This is a genomic window from Thalassobacter sp. HA4-2, assembly GCF_055693705.1.
In genome coordinates this window covers 2274830-2292087 of sequence record NZ_JBVFUK010000001.1, presented here as the reverse complement: position 1 = coordinate 2292087, position 17258 = coordinate 2274830, and the positions used below count along the sequence as shown (strand labels likewise).

The window sequence follows — 17258 nt, the reverse complement described above, 5'->3', positions numbered from 1 at the left end:
ATCCCCCTAAGCTTGCGTGAGTTCGTGAGAGAAGACGACGACGGCCTCTGCCGCGACCTCCATCCCCGGTGTGACATGGATCGGATCAGGCTGGCTGGTGTCAAAGCGGCGCACCCAAGTGTGCCCGTCGGGCAAGGTCGGAGGCGTGAGTTTCACGGCAGCGCCCCGATTCAGCACGATCAACAGCGCCCCTTCGCGGCGCACGTATTCCGGCGTGCCCGAGGCCATGCGCATCTCGACCACGATGCAGTCTTGATCGGGATTGGCCCAATCGCTGTCTTGCATGGGCGCCCCATCGGCGCGGCGCCAGAACAGGTCAGGCTCTCCATCAATCAGGCGCGCGCGCGAATGCAGAAACCGGCGCTGTCGCAGCAGCGGGTGCATCCGGCGAAAGGCGATGGCCTGCTGGCAAAAGGTGAGAAAGCGGTCGTGGGCATCGGGCCAGTTGACCCAACCGATCTCGTTGTCCTGACAATAGGCGTTGTTGTTGCCACCTTGGGAGTTGCCAAACTCGTCCCCTGCCAGGATCATCGGCGTGCCTTGGGACAGCAGCAGCGTGGCCAGCAGGTTGCGTTTGCGCCGGTCCCGGGCGGCGAGTATCCGCGCGTCCTCGGTCGGCCCCTCGACGCCCATGTTGTCGGAATGGTTGTTGTCGTGGCCGTCCCGATTGTCTTCGCCGTTTGCGGCATTGTGTTTGTGATTGTAGCTGACCGTGTCCTGCAGCGTGAACCCGTCGTGGGCGGTCAGAAAGTTTAGCGACGATGTCGCCGCCCGCCCGTCGTGGTCGAAGTAAGGGGCAGAGCCGACCAGCCGTTCGGCCACATCCCCAAGGCCGGTGTCCCCCTTCCAGAACCCGCGAACGTCGTCGCGGTACTTGTCGTTCCATTCGGCAAAGGGGGCAGGGTATGCGCCCAGTTGGTAGCCGCCCGGGCCGATGTCCCAAGGCTCCGCGATCAGTTTGATCTGGCTGAGGACCGGGTCCTGGCCGATGGCGCGAAAGAACGGACCGTTGCGGTCGAATCCAGCGCGGGTGCGCCCAAGGGTCGAGCACAGATCAAACCGGAACCCATCCACGTGCATGACCTCGACCCAATAGCGCAGGCTGTCCATCACCAGCCGGATCACCGCCGGGTTTTCAAAATCCAGCGTATTGCCGCAGCCGGAATCGTCGATGTAATAGCGCGGATCATCGGCCAGCCTGTAGTAGCTTGCGTTATCAAGGCCCCGGAACATCAGGGTCGGGCCCAGTTCGGACCCTTCGGCGGTGTGGTTGTAGACAACATCCAACAGCACCTCGATGCCCGCACCATGGAACCGTTTTACCATGTGCTGGAATTCCGCGATGTCGCCGGTGGTCAGGTAGCGCGGGTCGGGGGCAAAGAACCCGTGGGTCATGTAGCCCCAGTAGTTCGTCAGCCCCTTATCCAGCAGGAATTTCTCGTTCAGGAAGGCTTGGACGGGCAGTAGTTCGATGCTTGTGACGCCCAGCCCGGTCAGATGCTCCAGTATAGGGTCCGAGGCCATGGCCCGAAACGTGCCGGCATCCGCGATGTCGCGGCGACCTGCGGTCAGACCTTTGACGTGGGCCTCGTAGATTAGGGTGTCCTGCATCTTATGCCGGGGGCGGGGGGTGTTGTCCCAGTCAAAGCTGGGGTCGACCACCACGCTGCGCGGCATGAAGGGCGCACTGTCAGTCTTGTCGAAGCTCAGATCCGCATCCGCGTGGCCGACCTTGTAGCCGAACAGCGCATCGTTCCACACCGGGTGGCCGGTCAGGCGTTTGGCGTAAGGGTCCATCAGCAGTTTGAACGGGTTGAACCTGTGCCCGCGGGCGGGGTCATAGGGGCCGTCCATGCGGAAGCCGTACTGCTGGCCCGGCTTCAGCCCGGGAAGAAATCCATGCCATATGTGGCCTTCGCGTTCGGGCAGGGGGATGACTTGTTGTTCCACGCCCGCGTCGTCAAACAGACACACCATCACGCGGGTGGCATGTTGGGAAAAGACGGCGAAGTTCACACCGTCCTCTTGAACCGTGGCCCCGAGGGGGGCCGGACGCCCGGGTAGGATCTGTGGGGTCACGCGCGGTCCTTTGTCAGCTCGTGGTACAATGCGGCGTAATCGGCGGCGCTTGTGGCCCAGCCCACGGGCTGCTTCATGGCGTTGCGCTGCATCTGGCCCCACGTCTTGGTGTCGCGCCAAAGCCCGCCCAAACGTGTGAAGGCGTTGGACAATGCGCCTGCGTTGATCGGGAAGACTTGCACGCCCGTGGCCACCTTGGCTGCCAGCGCAGCGGGCGAAGCGTTGATCACCGTATCCGCCAGCCCGCCGGTCATTGTGACCAAGGGGATGGTGCCGTAGCGCAGGGCATAAAGCTGCGTCAGCCCGCATGGTTCAAACCGCGACGGCACAAGGGCCACGTCACCGCCCGCCATCATGCGGTGGGACAGCCCCTCGTCATAGCCGATCTTCACCGATACGTTCGGGTCTTCGGCGGCGCGGGACAGAGCGATTTCCAACTGTGGATCGCCGGACCCCAGCAGGGCTAGCTGCCCGCCCTGTGCCAGCAGCGCAGGCAAGGCGTCCAGCAGCAGGTCTATGCCCTTTTGTTCGGTCAGACGGGACACCAGAACGCACAGGGGGCCGTCCGCCTCGGGCAGGTCAAATTCAGCGCGCAGGGCGGCCTTGTTCGCCTTCTTGCCGGCGGGGCGCGTGTAGGGCATGATGGCGGGATCGGTGGCCGGGTTCCACACGTCCTCGTCGATCCCGTTGACGATGCCGGTCAAGTCGGCGGCCCGGTGGCGCAGCACACCGTCCATGCCGATGCCGAACTCTGGCGTCAGTAGCTCTGCGGCATAGGTTTGGGACACGGTGGTGATCTTGTCAGCCCCCATCAGCCCCGCCTTCAGGGCAGAGATCTGGCCATAGAATTCAAAGTGATCCGCGTGAAAGCGACCGGGATCGAGGTCCAATGCGCCGATCCTGTCCGCGCCCGCATTGCCGTGAAAGGCGATGTTGTGGATGGTGAAGACAAAGGGCACTTCGGGCGCGAGGGTGCGCATGTATTCCGGTGTCAGGCCCGCCTGCCAATCGTGGCCGTGCACAATGTCCGGTGTCCAACCGTCCACCCCTTGTCGTGCGATCAGGGCGGCGGCCTTGGACAGGGCGGCAAAGCGTTCGGGATTGTCAGGCCAATCCTGCCCGGCCCGATCGCCGTAGGGACCGCCGTCGCGGGCAAACAGGTGCTGTGCGTCAAGGATCAGAAGGTCCAGCCCTGCGTGCGTCACGGCCCGGACCACCGCAGACCCGCCGAAAAGATCATGGGTGGCGACCACTTGGCCGTCCTGCACTTTGTCCATGACAGTTGGATACCCGGGCAGCAGCACCCGCACGTCACAGCCCAAGGGGGCAAGGGCGCCGGGCAGTGCGCCGGCCACATCCGCCAGCCCCCGGTTTTCACCAAGGGGGCGCATTCGGACACAACGAACAGGATACGGGTCATAGGGCGGCGGCGCGTTTGTCGAGCATCTGTTGCGTGATCAGCGTTGTGCCACGGTCCGTGACCCGGAACCACTTTGCGTCCTCGCTGGGGTCCTCGCCCACGATCAGGCCCTCGGGGATTACGACACCGCTGTCCACCACCACCTGGCGCAAGCGTGCAGATCGGTGCACCACCACATTCGGCAGCACCACGGCGTTTTCCAGCACGGCGTAGGAGTTGGTGTGCACATTGGTGAACAGACACGAATTGCGCACCTCGGTGCCCGAGATAATGCACCCCCCGAGACCATGGAGGATATCGCCATGCCGCGCCGGGTTTGTTCATCGTGGATGAACTTGGCCGGTGGGACAGAGGCGTTGTAGGTCCAGATCGGCCAGTCCCGGTCCCACAGGTCCAGCTCGGGCGTGAAACTCGTCAGGTCAATGTGGGCCTGCCAGAACGCATCGACAGTGCCCACGTCCTTCCAATAGGCAGGCGCGCCTTCGTTGCGGACGCAGCTTTCGTCGAACCGGTGGGCCATGGCCTTGCCCCCCTTGACGATGCCCGGGATCAGGTCGTTGCCAAAATCATGGCTGGAGGCGTCGTTGCCCGCATCATCAAGCAACAGGGCGCGCAGGAATTTCCAGTCGAACACGTAGATCCCCATGGACGCCAGCGCCTTGTTGGGATCCCCCGGCATGCCGGGGGGATCGGCGGGCTTTTCCAGAAAACTGGTGATGCGCCCGTCTTTGTCCGTGTCCATGACACCGAAGGCCGAGGCCTCTTGGCGCGGGACGGTCAGGCAGCCAACCGTCACGTCCGCGCCGGATTCCACGTGCTGGCGCAGCATGATTTCGTAGTCCATTTTATAGATGTGATCGCCTGCAAGGATCACCACGTAGTCCACGCCGTAGCTGTCCACGATGTCGATGTTCTGGGTCACGGCGTCGGCGGTGCCGGAATACCAGCTTTCGGTGCCGCCCCGTTGAGACGCGGGCAGGACGTCCAGAAACTCGTTCCGTTCCGGCTGAAAGAAGTTCCAGCCACGCTGCACGTGACGGATCAGGCTGTGGGCTTTGTATTGGGTGGCAATGGCCATTTTCCGAATGCCGGAATTCATGGCATTGGACAGGGCAAAGTCGATAATCCGAGCCTTGCCCCCGAAGGGCACGGCGGGTTTCACCCGACGATCGGTCAGCTCTTTCAATCGGCTGCCCCGGCCCCCCGCCAGCACAAACACCATGGATCGTTGCGTCAGTCGTTTCGTCTTCATGTCTTCCCTCCCCCTGAATTACACGCCCAACCGCAGGACCACGACCGCCAGGGGCGGCAGGGTTACGGTGATCGAGTGTTCGAAACCATCGGCGCTTATGTCTTGCGAAACAACCCCGCCCAGGTTGCCACGATTTCCGCCGCCGTAGACCTGCGCGTCGGTGTTCAAGATCTCGTCCCACTGGCCGGGGACGGGCACGCCGACCCGGAACCCCTCGCGCAGGACGGGTGTGAAGTTGGCGATCACCACCACGGGCATATCGCCATCATTTCCGTAACGTGCATAGGCCATCGTAGACTGGGCGGGATCATTGGCGATCCAGCGAAAGCCATCGGCCACGCAGTCATTCACGTGCAGGGCGGGCGTATCGCGGTACATTGCGTTCAAGTCCCGCACTAGCGTTTGCACGCCCTTGTGGGCGGGTTGTTCGGCGGCGTGCCAATCCAGTTCGGCGTCATGGTGCCATTCGTGGCCTTGGGCGAACTCGCACCCCATGAACAACAGCTTTTTGCCCGGCTGCGTCCACATGAACCCGTAGTAGGCGCGCAGGTTTGCGAACTTCTCCCACTGTGTGCCGGGCATCTTTTCCAGCATGGATCCCTTGCCGTGGACCACTTCGTCGTGGCTGATCGGCAGGATGAAGTTTTCCGTAAACGCCCAGTCAATGGGGAAGGTCATCAGGTGGTGGTCATACTGGCGGTAGATCGGGTCCTTTTCCATGTACCGCAGGGTGTCGTTCATCCACCCCATGTTCCACTTGTAACCAAAGCCGAGGCCGCCTGCGTGCACAGGCTGGGACACGCCCGGAAAGGACGTGCTTTCCTCGGCCACGGTCATGACCGACGCGTCCGCGCCATAGACCACGGTGTTCATGTCCTGCAAAAAGGCGATGGCCTCGAAATTCTCGCGCCCGCCCTCGTGGTTGGGCACCCATTCGCCCGCGTTGCGCGAATAATCGCGGTAGAGCATCGACGCCACCGCATCCACGCGCAGCCCGTCGAGGTGATATTCCTGCATCCAGTACAGCGCGTTGGCGGTGTAGTAGTTCTTGACCTCGGTCCTGCCATAGTTGGGGATCAAGGTGTTCCAGTCTTGATGAAACCCCTCGCGCGGGTCGGCGTGTTCGTACAGGTGCGTGCCGTCAAAGCGGGCCAGCCCGTGGGCATCTGTCGGAAAGTGCCCCGGCACCCAGTCCAGCAGGACCCCGATATTCGCATCATGGGCGGCGTCGACCAGCGCGCGGAATTCATCGGGCAGGCCGTGGCGGATAGTGGGGGCGTAGAGGCCCACGGGTTGATAGCCCCATGACCCGTCGAATGGGAATTCGGAAATCGGCAACAGCTCGATATGGGTAAAGCCCATGTGCTTGGCATAGCCGACCAGATCGCGGGCCAGTTCCATATAGGACAGGGGGCGGCCCCCATCGTCGTAACGGCGGCGCCAAGACCCAAGGTGGACTTCGTAGATGGATATAGGCGCCGACCGATCCGACCGAGCCGCGCGTTGCGTCATCCAATCCGCGTCACGCCAGCGGTAGCCCGCGATGTCGCGCACCACGCTGGCCTTTTCGGGCGGATGTTGAGAGCCGAAGCCGAAGGGGTCGGCTTTCTGGCCAAGGCTGCCATCTGCGCCCAGCACTTCGTATTTGTACAGATCACCGTCGCCAAGGCCGGGCACAAAAACCTCCCACACGCCGGTGACGCCGACCCGGCGCATGGGGTGGCGGCGGCCATCCCAGATGTTGAAATCACCGATCACGCTGACCCGCCGGGCATTGGGGGCCCAGACGGCAAAATGCACGCCGCTTGTCTTGCCGATCTTGGTGGGATGCGCGCCAAGGACGTGCCACAGGGTGCGGTGGGTGCCTTCGCCAATCAGGTGTTGGTCAAACGCGCCAATCACGGGGCCAAAGGCATAAGGATCGGGCGTCGTGAACGTGGCCCCGTCGGGATAGGTCATGGTTAATGTGTAGGCGTTGCCCGGGACCTTGGCCGCAAATACATCCCCTTGGACTCTGTTCAGGGGGGTCTGTTTGCCCGCAACCGTGGCCACAACGTTGACCGCACCCGGCTGTAATGAGACGACCCATCTGCGGTTTTTGGATTTGTGAGGGCCCAGCACATCGAAAGGAGACGGATGCGTCCCTGCGTTCAAAGCCACGCAATCGCCATCAGATAGGAAATCAGGCAAGTCGCTGGTTGTCATGGCTTTAGACATTTCACACCCTCTGGCACTTCTTCAACGACAACGCTGAATATTAAGGCAATGTTAGCGGTAACAGCACGATCTTGCTGGAGGGTCAAGGTGCTGGGCCTGCGAATCCTGCGTCCGTTGCCGTCAGCCAACACTGAACGATGCATGTCACGAAGGCCCCCAAGTCCGCTTGATTAACCTTAATCCCGGCAAAATGGTGAACGAGCGGATGCTTTGTCGCCATGGTCGAAACAAGGCGGTCAGCCGGCCACGGTTTTGCCTGAATTAACCATGAATTCACCCCAGATTGACAGCAATTTAGCCCGCTTGCCTCGCAATAAAGGCGTCACCCCAGAAAGGGTCAAGCGAAACGCCCTTAGCGTAGAACATGAAAGATGAGGCTTAATATGAACACGAAGTATTTTACCGCCGCTGCATTGACCGCAGCCATGGCCCTGCCAGGCGCTGCAACAGCCGCAAGCAAGAACCAGAACCTGACCGTCAAACTGACCGTTGCCCCCATTATCCTGCTGTTCGTGACGGACCGGGACGTAGAGATGGCCGCCTACACCGCCGATGGCGCAGGCACTGAGCTGTCGCAAAAAGGCACCGAAGACCGCGCCAAGTTTATCGTTGCAGCAAACACCGGTTACGACATCAACCTCAAGCCAGCCAAGGAAAACCGCTGGGAAAAGGAAGACGGCGTTCAGATGGTGAAATACATCAACAACGGCGAGCAAGAGAAGGAAGACAAGGGCATCTACATGGGTGGCACGGTCTTTCTGGACTCCGATCTGAGCGCGCCTGAGAAGGGCCTGACAAAGTGGGATGCAAAAGAGGGTCACGTGACCTTGGCCAAGCAATCGCGCGGTCTGCGCGCCTACGGTGTCGGCGCGACCTTCGACCCCACCGATTGGAGCGGTGCCAAGACCCTAGAGGGCGATGAAAGCGGCGCTGCCACCATCGCACCTGCCGGCGAATACACGGCGCAAATCGTCGTGACCGTCAGCCAAAGCTGATCGTATCACGGTGACACGACCAAGGGGGAGCTGGACCGGTTCCCCCTTTTTCGTTAACGAATAAAGAAAATTTAACGGATCAAGGGGCAAGTGATGCGGGTTTTCGATCGTGGGGCATGGGGCGGTTTATGGACCGTGCTGACGGCTGGTTTTTTGCTCGTCTTTATGGCTTGGAGTGTCTCCGCCCAAGGGTTTTCAGTATCGCCTGTCCGGATCGAGGCCGATGTCCCGGGGGGCGCACGATTGATGTGCCCTTCACCCTGAACAACGCCAACACGACGGACACCTTCGAAATGACCGTGCGCCACGTCGAGCTGTTGCAGGCCCGCGATGGCAGTTGGCTGTTCGAGGATACGGACGACCGCTTTGACCCCGATCAGCACCAATCCAATCGTGCGTGGTTCGAAGATGTGGACCAGACGATCCTTGTCGGTCCACGGCAGTCCGCGCCCCTGATCCTGACGGGAACGGTGCCGCGTTCTGCGCGGGGGACCAGTCTGTCGGCCCTGTTGATCACCTCGCAAACCCAAGGCGAGGAAAGCGACGCCGTGCGCCTGCGGTTCCAGTTTCTGGTGCCGATCATCCTGACCATTGATGGCCGCCCCGCACGGCAGGACATCAGTCTTGCGGGTTTGGATATGTTCCTTGTCGAGGTCCCCGGCACCCAAGGGGCCCGTCGTGCGTTCGCAGGGTTGCAGGTCACCAACACGGGCGAGACCTACTCTCGTCTGCAAGGGAATGTCCGGGTGGAACGTCAGGAAAGCACGGGCTGGCGACTTGTCACCACCACGGATGTGGACAGTCGCGGGATCATCCCCGGCAGTGCGCTGACTTTGCGCGGGGATCTGGGGCGCAGCTTGCCCTCGGGCACCTATCGTCTGACCGGCAACCTCTCCGTGGACGGTCGCCAATTGCCCCGGCTGAGCGAAGAAATCGCGTTTGAAGGCGATTCCGAACTGGACTCCATCGCGTACGATACGTCCATCCTCGTTGAACCTGCACAGATCGAGGTCACCGGTATGCGCCCCGGGGCGTCCCGCGCGCAGGCGGTCAAACTGACCAACCCCGGTGACGTCGCGGTTGCGGTGTCGTTGTATCCAACCGTGCCCCCGGGCCTTGAAAACGTGGCCATGGGCGACCTGATGGGCACCGACCTGTCCGCCGCCAACTGGGTCGAGATGACACCGAAATCCATCACTCTGCGGCCCAATTCCTCGCGCAATGTGCGTCTGGTGGCAGGTCTGCCCGAGGATGCGCCGGACCATCCCGCCTATTATGCCGAACTGATCGTGGACGCCGCCTATCCCGACGGGCAAACGGCGGGCACCACGCGCGCTCCAATCATCGTTGAACGGGACGGGCAAAGCGGGTCAGCGGATGTGCTGATAGAAGGCTTCAGTTTTGCGCAGGTGGGCACCGGGGCGCAGTATGCGGTCCGCGCCCGCACCGTGAACGCGGGCAACGGCCACACGACCCTGACACCAAGCGCGCAACTCCTGAGCACCGATGGCCGACAAAGCTGGGACATAGAAATCACGGGGGGCGGGGAATTGATGCTGCCGCTGTCTGTTTGGGATTATGCCGGGGTCATGGATTTGGCGCAATTTGAAGACAGCGTTTATCTGTTAAGGGTTTCTTTCGACTATTCCGACGACAAAAGAGCCACCAAAGACCTTAATGTTGCCATTGTCACCTCCGAGGATGGCGTCAAACAACTGGTCTCGATCGAGGATCAGTGATGCCTTTGCATCGCAAGCACAGCCATTTGGAACCGCTTATGACGAAGACATTTAAGAAACTGACCCTCTTGCTTGCCCTATTGGCTGGCGTCGGATCCACCGCATCCGGTGCCGGCGAGTTGAGCGCGCCGCTCAGTGTCACTTTGACGGTGCCGCGCATGGCGGCTGTCAGTTTTCCCGATGGCGCATCGACCGAGATCTTGATGGAGGTCGGCGGAGAGTGTGACAGCCCCACGGGCATTTGCGTGAACAGCGGTGGCACCATTGACGTCTTGCTGGTCGGCAACGCGCGGGTGGATGTGTCGTTGCGCCCCATCGCAGATCAGCGCGTCCGCGTGAACGTCCGTGATCTGGGCAAGTTTGACTACGAAGGGGACGCGACAGGTGACATCCCTCCGGTTTACTACGACTATCGCTTGCGCGTACGGCAAGCCGACAATTCCGACAGTTTGAAAGACAGTGATATCGCTGTCGAGGATCGTCTTATCAATCTGGGCAACTTCACCAAATCGGAGAAGCGGTTCGAGACATGGAACAAAAGCCCCAATCTGGCCACCAACGCCCGTGTTGTGCGCGTCTACGTGAACCCGATTTTTGACGGTGGCACCAGTTTGAACGATTTGCGGATTGCAGCGCCGGGGCTTTACACGGCGCGACTTCAGCTGACCGTGACACCACAAGGTTGATCGGGCGCGGCCGTGTCGCGTGACCGTTTCCGCTCTCTCGCCTTGCCGTACTGCGTACTGGCGTCCATGGCCTTGTGCCTGACGCAAATGCCCGCAACGGCGCAGGACACAGCATTTGTGGTGCAAAACAGCGCCATCGCGCAGGCAAGCCGGGATCTCGCAGTGCAACTTTTGCCGGGGCAAGACCTAGACATTGAACTTGAGTTGCGCGCCGAGTGTGTGGGCGTCCTTGGCCTGTGCGTGTCGCAGCCGAGCACGATTGACTTTCTGGTCACCGGCACCGCCCGCGCAGAGATCCGCGTCCGCCCGGATCGCCGCCAGCGCATAAACCGGCGCACATTCGGCGTGTTTGACTACAGCGGGCCTGACGGTGACCGCGCGCCACCTGTGTACTACGACCTGCGGATTGAGATGATCGACGCCCGACTGGGACGCGAAGGCTTCGCACCGCTCACCTTGCCAGAGCCGGGCGCGTTGACCCTATTCGAGTTTGCACGCACCCGGCAGGACTGGCGCGCGCAGGCGAACCTGCGGCGAGGGGCGCAATTGGGCCGTATCCACGTCCTGCCCGTGTTCGAAGCAACGGCGCAAGAGGTCTTCGCAGCCCCCGGCACCTACACGGCCTCCATATCTCTTTCAATTGTGGCCAGATAGCGCTACACTTGACCAATAAGCGCCGAAAACAGGCGCACGACAAAAAATGAGCGGTAAGTCAGAAAGCAGGTTGCTTGATGAAAATGAACGTATTGCGCGCCCTTGTTGCGTGTGGTGCAATCCTGTGTGCCAGCATCTCTGCGGCGCAGGAGGAAGGCGTTGTGGAAAACGTCTTCTTCCAATCGGATTTGCGCCAAGCCATTGAAGACGTCGCCGCACAGGCAGGCGTCAACATCATCGCGGACCCCACAGTTCAGGGCGTGGTGTCTGTCACGATCGAGAATTCAACTGTGGAACGGGCGCTGGACCTGCTGCTGGCCGGGACGGAGTTTCGGGTGCAGCGCACGGCGGATTATTATCTGGTCTATAGTGCCGATGCCTCCTCGGACCTTTTGACATCGGTATCCGAGACGCGAGTGGTCAAGCTGAACCATGTCTCGCCCGAGGCGGCGCGCTCCTTGCTGCCCGGCCCCTTGCAACAATACGTCCGCTTTGAAACTGGGGCCAGCACCCGGTTGGCCGTGACGGCTCCGCGTGAAATTCTGGAACGCATTTTGGCGGATCTGGAACAGATCGACCAAGGCAACGGCGCGACGCAGTTTGTGACCCTACGCCATATCCGCGCCGAACAGGCCCGTGGGCTGTTGCCCGAAAACCTGCAGGTGTTCACCCGGGTCGATCCGGGGCGCAACATTCTGGCCGTCACCGCCCCCGGGCGGGCGGCCACCGTGATCCTGGGACAGCTGCGCGAGATGGACCGCCCCGGCCCCGCCCTGTCCGTGGATGCCCCGGATGTGTTCCGCACGCGCATCGTCAAGCTGAACCACGTCACAGCCGAAAGCATGTTGAACCTGTTGCCCGCCAGCGTGGGCGATTATGTGCGCGCCGACGCCACCTCGAACTCGATTTCCGTCAGTGCCCCCGAACACATCGCCGCCCGTATCATGGCGAACGTGCGCACCGTTGATGTGCCCCGCGCCCATATCATGCTGGAGGCGCGGATTGTGGTCATGGACCGCTCGGACGTGTTGAACTTTGGCGGGGCCTTGCAGACGCCAACCCTATCGGCGGGTCTGAATCAATCCAGCGCCGCCGGGTTCCAATACGACATCAGCGTCGGCTACCTGCAGACGCGGACCTTTACCAATGCGCTGAACCTGACCCTGAACCTGCTGTCCCAGAACGACGAGGCCACCATCGTGGCCAGCCCCAAGGTCATGGCGCAGGACGGTATCCCGGCCGAGATCAAGGTCACGACCGAGGAATACCTGCAAATCACCTCCGAGAATGATGGCATCGTGCGCGGGCAGTTGGAGCAGATTGAAACCGGAACGATCCTGTCCATCACTCCGCAGGTGGGCGTCAACGGCGTGATGACCCTTGATATGAACCTAGAGGTCAGCGACGTGATTTCGCGCGGCGCCCAAGGCCTGCCCGTGGTCAGCCGCCGCACCGCCAAAAGCACCGTGCAGCTGCAATCGGGCGGTACGGCTGCGGTGGCGGGTCTGGTGGACAGCCGCACTCAGACCGGCACCAGCGGCACCCCGGGATCCGAAGGGTTGCCGTTTCTGGGCAAGGCCTTCCGCACGGACAGCCTGCGCCACAACGCGCGCCAAGTGGCGATCTTTGTCACCGCCACCCATGTGGATGCCAACGGCAACCGGTTGGACCGGCGCGCCCAGCCCAAGACGCAAGTCAGCCGCGTGAACGCAGACCAATACCGCGCCGAGTTGCGCGCGGCCCTGACCCAGATGGGAGTATCGGTGCAATGATCCGGACCGCTCGACCCTTTGCCATTTTGGCCACCGCCACACTGATCCTGACGGGCTGTGCCCAAGGGGACCGCAATGTCACCCGCCTGTCCGCCGACGTCTCCGCCGTCTCTGTCGGAGAGCCTTACGCCATCAGCGCCAGCCATCTGGCCAAGGCCATGCTGAAGGCGGGGTTCACCGGGCAGCAAGTCCTCGACTTCGGCCCTGACGTGCGCAATGCCATCGGCACCGCCGGGGGTGCACAGATCAACGACGACAAATTCGTCATGGCAATCATGACCGTGCAGGAGGGTAAGCTCTACGTCTCCAGCCGTGATGGGGGCACCTTCCTGCACGATCTCTAGGGCTTGCAACCGCCATGGCCATGGGCAAACTGTTCCCGGCAACGGGAGGGTTGATATGGCTGATTTGAACGGACAGGTGGCAGTGATCACGGGCGGGGCGCAGGGCATCGGGCTGGCCGTCGCCCATCGCTTGGCAGGGCAGGGGGCCAGGGTTGCCCTGTGGGACATGGACGAGGGGTTGGCCCAATCCGAGGCGGCCAAGCTGGGCGGGATCGCGGCCCCCGTGGACGTCAGCGACTGGAACAGTGTCGAGGCCGCCGCACAGGCCACCCTGACCCAATTGGGTCGCATCGACATCTGCGTGAACTCCGCCGGGATTGCCGGGTCCAACGCGCCCGTCGCCGACTACGACGTGGCCGAGTTCCGCAAGATCACCGAAGTCAACCTGCTGGGCACCTTCCACGTCAACCGTGCCGTGGTGCCAGCCATGCAGGCGCAGGATTATGGCCGCATTGTCAACATCGCGTCTGTGGCGGGCAAAGAGGGCAACCCGAATGCCTCTGCCTACTCCGCCTCCAAGGCCGGGGTGATCGGGCTGACGAAATCCTTGGGCAAGGAGCTTGCGGGCCAAGATATCGCCGTGAACTGCGTCACCCCCGCCGCTGCCCGCACGCGCATCTTCGACCAGATGGCGCAAGAGCACATCGACTACATGCTATCGAAAATTCCGCGCGGGCGGTTTTTGGAACTGGACGAGGCGGCAGCGATGATCGCGTGGCTGTGTGCGCCCGAGAACAGCTTTACCACAGGGGGCGTGTTCGACCTGTCCGGGGGGCGCGCGACCTACTAGGCCGCGGAAGGGGGTGCAAGGGCGGCGATGACCTTGGCCACTTCGCCGTATTGATCCGCCAGCGGCGAGGTCTTGCGCCACACCAAACCGATGGTGCGCTTGGGCTGGGGGTCGGCAAAGCGGGCGACGGACACGGGGGCGGACGCGGCCTCGACACCCACGGCCATCTCCGGGATCAGCGTCACGCCCAGGCCCGCACCTACCATCTGCACCAGCGTGGTCAGGGCGCTTCCCTCCAGGGCGTCGCGGGGCAGGGCGCTGCCGGTCTGGCAAAACGACAGGGCTTGGTCGCGGAAACAATGCCCTTCCTCCAGCAACAGCAGGCGCATGGTGCGCAGGGCCTCGGGGCTGGGCACGGGTTTGTCCGCGTCCGTGTCGGGACGGACCAGCACGAAGGCCTCGTCGAACAGGGGCACTTCGGTGAACGCCGGTTCAGACACGGGCAGGGCCAGCAAGGCCAGATCAATCGCGCCGCTGCGCAACTCCGGCAACAGGCGGGGGGTCAGGCTTTCGCGCACCTGCAGATCCATCTGGGGATACCGCGCCGTCAGGTGTCCCACGAGGCGGGGCAGCATGTAGGGCGCAATCGTCGGGATGATGCCCAGTCGCAGGGTGCCCGACAGGGGGGCCGAGGCCGTGCGCGCCAGATCCGCCAGATCGTCCACCCCGCGCAGGATCGCCTGGGCCCGTTCAAGTGCCGCCGTGCCAAAGGGGGTCAGGGTCACGCCCCTTGGCCCCCGTTCAAACAGAGCCGCACCCAAGGTCGTCTCAAGCTCTTTGATCTGCATGGACAGCGCCGGTTGCGACACAGAACACATTTCTGCCGCGCGGCCCATGTGGCTTTGGCGGGCGAGGGCATTGAAATAGGTCAACTGGCGCAGGGATAGATTATTCATAAGGGGTGCTTATCACGATTATCAGAAAAAGAAACTTTTTCTAATGATGGTGGGCTGATATCCATTGCTGGAACGATTCTAATACACAACACGGAGAGACCCCAATGATGGACGGTAACCCCATGGACACCACCGGCAAATGCCCGGTTTTCGGCGGCGCGCAGCGGCACAAGGCAACGGGTGCGGCGGCCAACCAGCACTGGTGGCCCAACCAGCTGAACCTCAAGGTCCTGGCGAACCCCAACCCCATGGGCGAGGATTTTGATTATCGCGAGGCGTTCAAGACGCTGGATCTGGATGCGGTGAAGGCCGACATCAAGGCGCTGATGGTCGACAGTCAGGAATGGTGGCCTGCGGATTACGGCCACTACGGTCCGTTCTTCATCCGCATGGCGTGGCACTCCGCCGGGACGTACCGGGTTGGGGATGGCCGTGGCGGTGCCGGTGCGGGGACCTTGCGGTTTGCACCCCTGAACTCTTGGCCCGACAACGGCAACCTTGAGAAGGCCCGCATGCTGCTGTGGCCCATCAAGAAGAAATACGGCGCTGCGATCAGCTGGGCGGACCTGATGGTCCTGACCGGCAACTGCGCGCTGGAATCCATGGGCTTGGAGACCTTTGGCTTTGCGGGCGGTCGCCCGGACGTTTTTGAACCTGATCAGGACATCTACTGGGGGCCCGAGACCGAGTGGCTCGGCGACGAGCGCTACTCCGGCGAGCGGGAGCTGGCAGGCGATCTGGGCGCCGTCCAGATGGGTCTGATCTACGTGAACCCCGAGGGGCCGAACGGCAACCCCGATCCGTTAGCCTCCGCTTACGATATCCGTGACACCTTTGCCCGCATGGCCATGAACGACGAAGAAACCGTGGCACTGGTCGCGGGCGGTCACACCTTTGGCAAGGCCCACGGTGCCGCCAACCCCGATCAGTTTGTGGGGCGCGAGCCTGAGGGCGCGCCGGTCGAGGACATGGGGCTGGGCTGGAAAAATACCTTTGAATCCGGCAAGGGCGTGCACACCATCACCTCGGGCGTGGAAGGGCCGTGGACACCCACGCCGACCACTTGGGACAACAGCTATTTCGATATGCTGTTCGGCTATGAGTGGGAGCTCGACAAATCCCCCGCGGGCGCAAACCAGTGGCACCCCAAGGACCTGAAGGCCGACGATCACGCGCCCCAGGTGGATGGCTCTGGCGATAAGGTCACGATCATGATGACCACCGCCGACATGGCCCTGCGCATGGACCCGGCCTATGAAAAAATCAGCCGCCGGTTCCACGAAAACCCGGACCAATTCGCCGATGCCTTTGCGCGCGCGTGGTTCAAACTGACCCACCGGGACATGGGGCCTTACGTCCGTGGCCTGGGCAAAGAGGTCCCGGCCGAGCCGCAGCTGTGGCAAGACCCGGTGCCTGCCGTGGATCACGCGCTGGTGTCCGACGCCGATGTGGCGGACCTGAAGGCGACAATCCTGGCTTCCGGTCACTCGGTCGCGGAACTGGTCAAGGTTGCATGGGCCTCCGCCTCGACGTACCGGGGCACGGACATGCGCGGCGGGGCCAATGGGGCCCGCGTGCGTCTGGCACCCCAGAAGGACTGGGAAGCGAACGAGCCTGATCTGCTGGCGGCGGTCCTTGGCACGCTGGAAGGCATCCAGGCCGACTTCAACGCGAAAGGCGGGGCCAAGATCTCGCTGGCGGACTTGATCGTTCTGGCTGGGACAGCGGCTGTGGAAAAGGCGGCCCGGGACGGCGGCGCGGATATCACCGTGCCCTTCGCCCCCGGTCGTACGGATGCCACGGACGAGATGACCGACCACGCCAGCTTTGACGTGTTGGAGCCCAAGGCGGACGGGTTCCGCAACTACTATGGCGACGGCGCGACCCTGCCGCCCGCGGAGTTGTTGGTGGACAAGGCAAACCTGCTGACCCTGACAGTGTCTGAAATGGCCGTGCTGATCGGCGGGATGCGTGCCCTTGGTGCGACCACCGACGGCAAGCTGGGCATCTTCACGGATCGTCCCGGGGTCCTGTCCAACGACTTCTTCACCGTGGTCACGGATATCTCGACCCAATGGGCCAAGTCGGACAAATGCGATCACTTCTACGAAGGCCGCGACCGGGGTACCGGCGAGGTCAAGTGGATGGGCACCGCCGTTGATCTGGTCTTTGGGTCCAACAGCCAGCTGCGCGCCATGGCCGAGGTTTACGCCAGCGATGATGGTGCGGACCGGATGGTGCGCGACTTCGTCGCCGCGTGGACCAAGGTGATGAACCTCGATCGGTTTGATCTGACGGGCGCCTAAGGCCGCGCGCATCGAGATTGAAAACGGCGTCCCCATGGGGACGCCGTTTTTTTGTTTGGGGGCGCTGCCCCCGCGCGTGCCGCGCGCCCCCGAGGGTATTTTTGGAAC

The 17258-nt window shown here is 62.4% G+C and carries 11 protein-coding genes and 2 pseudogenes; 8 read left to right on the top strand and 5 right to left on the bottom strand.

The window, feature by feature from the left end; genetic code table 11:
* Positions 1-6: 6 nt before the first annotated feature.
* From glgX to glgB, 4 genes and pseudogenes are all read right to left on the bottom strand, one after another.
* Positions 7-2079 (bottom strand): glycogen debranching protein GlgX, encoded by a 2073-nt coding sequence (gene glgX / locus ACZ1G0_RS11415; protein WP_472737052.1) that lies wholly within the window; start codon positions 2077-2079, stop codon positions 7-9.
* A pseudogene (glgA, locus tag ACZ1G0_RS11410) lies at positions 2076-3499 on the bottom strand (glycogen synthase GlgA). Before glgA ends, glgX begins: the two are co-directional and overlap by 4 nt.
* Positions 3496-4751: pseudogene (glgC, locus tag ACZ1G0_RS11405) on the bottom strand (glucose-1-phosphate adenylyltransferase). The pseudogenes glgA and glgC overlap by 4 nt, the downstream one beginning before the upstream one ends.
* 18 nt (positions 4752-4769) lie before the next feature.
* Entirely contained in the window at positions 4770-6956 is a 2187-nt protein-coding gene (glgB, locus tag ACZ1G0_RS11400; protein ID WP_472737051.1) for a 1,4-alpha-glucan branching protein GlgB, read from the bottom strand.
* A gap of 395 nt (positions 6957-7351) precedes the next feature.
* On the opposite strand from glgB, the gene ACZ1G0_RS11395 reads away from it, so the two are divergent.
* From ACZ1G0_RS11395 to ACZ1G0_RS11365, 7 genes are all read left to right on the top strand, one after another.
* Positions 7352-7963, top strand: a complete 612-nt coding sequence (locus ACZ1G0_RS11395; RefSeq protein WP_472737050.1) for a hypothetical protein — start codon at positions 7352-7354, stop codon at positions 7961-7963.
* A gap of 248 nt (positions 7964-8211) precedes the next feature.
* Entirely contained in the window at positions 8212-9702 is a 1491-nt protein-coding gene (locus ACZ1G0_RS11390) for a fimbrial biogenesis chaperone (protein WP_472737049.1), read from the top strand.
* Positions 9703-9740: 38 nt separating this feature from the next.
* Positions 9741-10388, top strand: a complete 648-nt coding sequence (locus ACZ1G0_RS11385; protein WP_472737048.1) for a hypothetical protein — start codon at positions 9741-9743, stop codon at positions 10386-10388.
* A gap of 12 nt (positions 10389-10400) precedes the next feature.
* Positions 10401-11042 (top strand): hypothetical protein, encoded by a 642-nt coding sequence (locus ACZ1G0_RS11380; protein ID WP_472737047.1) that lies wholly within the window; start codon positions 10401-10403, stop codon positions 11040-11042.
* A 77-nt stretch (positions 11043-11119) separates the two neighbouring features.
* The gene (locus tag ACZ1G0_RS11375) at positions 11120-12814 is read left to right on the top strand and encodes a secretin and TonB N-terminal domain-containing protein (RefSeq protein ID WP_472737046.1); all 1695 of its coding nucleotides are present in this window, start codon (positions 11120-11122) and stop codon (positions 12812-12814) included.
* A complete protein-coding gene (locus ACZ1G0_RS11370; protein WP_472737045.1) occupies positions 12811-13158 on the top strand; it encodes a hypothetical protein in 348 nt (115 codons plus the stop codon). Before ACZ1G0_RS11375 ends, ACZ1G0_RS11370 begins: the two co-directional genes overlap by 4 nt.
* A 55-nt stretch (positions 13159-13213) precedes the next feature.
* Complete coding sequence (locus ACZ1G0_RS11365; protein WP_472737044.1) at positions 13214-13948, top strand: SDR family NAD(P)-dependent oxidoreductase; 735 nt, start codon at positions 13214-13216, stop codon at positions 13946-13948.
* Here the strand turns inward: ACZ1G0_RS11365 and ACZ1G0_RS11360 are convergent.
* Positions 13945-14844 (bottom strand): LysR substrate-binding domain-containing protein, encoded by a 900-nt coding sequence (locus tag ACZ1G0_RS11360; protein ID WP_472737043.1) that lies wholly within the window; start codon positions 14842-14844, stop codon positions 13945-13947. The two genes, ACZ1G0_RS11365 and ACZ1G0_RS11360, sit on opposite strands and share 4 nt — an antisense overlap.
* A gap of 107 nt (positions 14845-14951) precedes the next feature.
* Between ACZ1G0_RS11360 and katG the strand changes: the two genes are divergently transcribed.
* The gene (katG, locus tag ACZ1G0_RS11355; protein WP_472737800.1) at positions 14952-17150 is read left to right on the top strand and encodes a catalase/peroxidase HPI; all 2199 of its coding nucleotides are present in this window, start codon (positions 14952-14954) and stop codon (positions 17148-17150) included.
* Positions 17151-17258 lie beyond the last annotated feature (108 nt).